Below are 211 nucleotides of genomic sequence, written 5' to 3'. Positions count from 1 at the left end.
TAAGTCAGTGGTGTCGAGGCGTTCTAGAACGAAGAGGAATGAACCGAGCGATAGTGGCACTGGCCGCGAAGAACGCACGAATTATATGGTCGCTTTTACACAATCAAACCGAATATGAAAACTATGCTGCTTAAGTAGAAACCTAAGCAGCATAGAGAGTTAAACCCACCGGGTCATTGCAGACGCTAATGATGGAGATAGGTTAAGACCA

1 pseudogene is annotated in these 211 nt (G+C 45.5%); it reads left to right on the top strand.

Features of this window, described 5'->3' with window-relative positions:
* Positions 1 to 134, top strand: a pseudogene (locus tag A136_RS22625) (IS110 family transposase); the annotation flags it as partial.
* Positions 135 to 211 lie beyond the last annotated feature (77 nt).

It is taken from the genome of Vibrio crassostreae 9ZC13, assembly GCF_000272045.2.
GTDB lineage: Bacteria > Pseudomonadota > Gammaproteobacteria > Enterobacterales > Vibrionaceae > Vibrio > Vibrio crassostreae_C.
This window is presented reverse-complemented; position numbering and strand designations above follow the sequence as displayed.